This window comes from Kitasatospora sp. NPDC057198, from assembly GCF_042670125.1.
Taxonomy (GTDB): Bacteria; Actinomycetota; Actinomycetes; order Streptomycetales; family Streptomycetaceae; genus Kitasatospora.
Genome location: NZ_JBHUWH010000792.1, coordinates 1 through 1,981, shown reverse-complemented (window position 1 = coordinate 1,981; position 1,981 = coordinate 1). Strand labels below are relative to the sequence as shown.

General features: G+C 73.3%; 2 protein-coding genes. Both read left to right on the top strand.

Annotation, left to right across the window (positions count from 1 at the left end; genetic code table 11):
- Positions 1–1,695 (top strand): amino acid adenylation domain-containing protein (locus ACFUEL_RS39055; protein WP_380242869.1); only part of this gene is annotated, 1,695 nt, incomplete at its 5' end.
- Positions 1,696–1,726: 31 nt separating this feature from the next.
- Positions 1,727–1,939 (top strand): MbtH family protein, encoded by a 213-nt coding sequence (locus tag ACFUEL_RS39050; RefSeq protein ID WP_380242867.1) that lies wholly within the window; start codon positions 1,727–1,729, stop codon positions 1,937–1,939.
- Positions 1,940–1,981: the final 42 nt, after the last annotated feature.

The window sequence follows — 1,981 nt, the reverse complement described above, 5'->3', positions numbered from 1 at the left end:
TTGTTCGTGTCGCGTGGTGCCGGTCCGGAGTCGGTGGTGGCGTTGGGGTTGCCGCGTTCGCTGGACATGGTGGCGGCGCTGTTCGCCGTGCTGCGGGCGGGTGCGGCGTATCTGCCGCTCGAACTCGACTACCCGGCCGAGCGGTTGGCGTTCATGGTGGAGGACACCGCCCCCGTCCTCCTGGTCACCGACCGGGCTGCCCAGCCCCGGCTGCCGCTCACCCCGGGCGTCCCCCAACTGCTGCTGGACGACCCGGCGGTGGCCGCCGAACTGGCCGCCCTGCCCGAGGGTCCGTTCCGCGTCCCGTACCAGCCGGACGCCGCCGCGTACGTGATCTTCACCTCGGGTTCGACCGGTCGGCCGAAGGGCGTGGTGACGCCCTACCACGGCCTGACCAACATGCAGTTGAACCACCGGGAGGCGATCTTCGATCCGGTGGTGGCGGAGGCGGGCGGGCGTCGGCTGCGGATCGCGCACACGGTGTCGTTCTCCTTCGACATGTCGTGGGAGGAGCTGCTCTGGCTGGTCGAGGGCCACGAGGTGCACGTCCTGGACGAGGCACTGCGCCGCGACGCCGAAGCGCTCTCCGCGTACTGCGCCGAGCACGCGGTGGACGTCGTCAACGTCACGCCCTCCTACGCCCAGGCACTCGTCGACCGGGGCCTGTTGGACGAGGGGCGGCACCGGCCGGTGCTGGTGCTGCTGGGCGGTGAGGCCGTCGCCGAGGCGCTGTGGACCAAGCTCCGCGAGACGCCCGGAGTGCTGGGCTACAACCTGTACGGGCCGACCGAGTACACCATCAACACCCTCGGCGGCGGCACCCTCGATTCGGCCACGGCCACGGTCGGCCGGCCGATCTGGAACACGGTGGCGCACGTGCTGGACGCCCATCTGCGCCCGGTGCCGGTCGGGGTGGCGGGGGAGCTGTACGTCTCGGGCGTGGGCCTGGCGCGCGGCTACCTCAACCGCCCCGGCCTGACGGCCGGGCGCTTCGTCGCCGACCCGTTCGGCGCGCCCGGCGCCCGGATGTACCGCACCGGAGACGTGGTCCGGTGGCGGCAGGACGGGCTGCTGGACTTCCTCGGCCGGGCCGACGACCAGGTCAAGATCCGCGGCTACCGGATCGAGCCCGGCGAGGTCGAGGACGCGCTGAGCGCGCATCAGGACGTCGCCCGAGCGGCCGTCGTGGTCCGCGAGGACACCCCCGGCGTCAAGCGCCTGGTCGCCTACCTGGTGCCAAGTGAGGGTACCCTTATCTCGGCCGCTGCGATCCGTCGCACGCTGGCCGCCCGGCTGCCCGAGTACATGGTGCCCTCGGCCTTCGTGGCCCTGGACGCCCTGCCGCTGACCGTCAACGGCAAGCTCGACCGGCCCGCCCTGCCCGCCCCGCAGGCCGAGCACTTCACCACCGGCGCCGAACGGCGCGCCCCGCGCCACCCGAGCGAGCGGGCGGTGCACGAGGCGTTCGCCGAGGTGCTCGGGCTGCCCGCGGTCGGCATCGACGAGAACTTCTTCGACCTCGGCGGCCACTCGCTGCTGGCGATGGAACTGCTCCAGCGCCTGCGCACCGACTTCGAGGGGGACCTCCGCCTGCCCGACCTGCTCGCCCGGCCCACCGTCGCGGCCCTCGCCGAGTTCCTGGTCGACCGGCTGGTCGAAGCCGCCCTCGGCGACACCCCGCCCTGCACCGCCTGACCCCGCCCCAACCCGAAGAGGAGAGCACCCGATGACCGCCACCAACCCGTTCGAGGACGACGACGCCCGCTACCTGGTGCTCGTCAACGACGAGAACCAGCACTCGCTGTGGCCCGCCTTCGCCGAGGTCCCGGCCGGCTGGCGCACCGTCCACGGCGAGGACACCCGCGAGGGCGCCACCGCGTACGTCGACGCGCACTGGACCGACCTGCGCCCCGCCAGCCTGATCGCCCGCACCGCCTGACCCCGCCCGCACGAGCAGGGGCGGCCCGGACCAGCTCCGGGC

Excerpts from the sequence above, each read along its gene's own strand:
- ACFUEL_RS39050 (WP_380242867.1), top strand. The coding sequence starts at position 1,727 with ATGACCGCCACCAACCCGTTCGAGGACGACGACGCCCGCTACCTGGTG.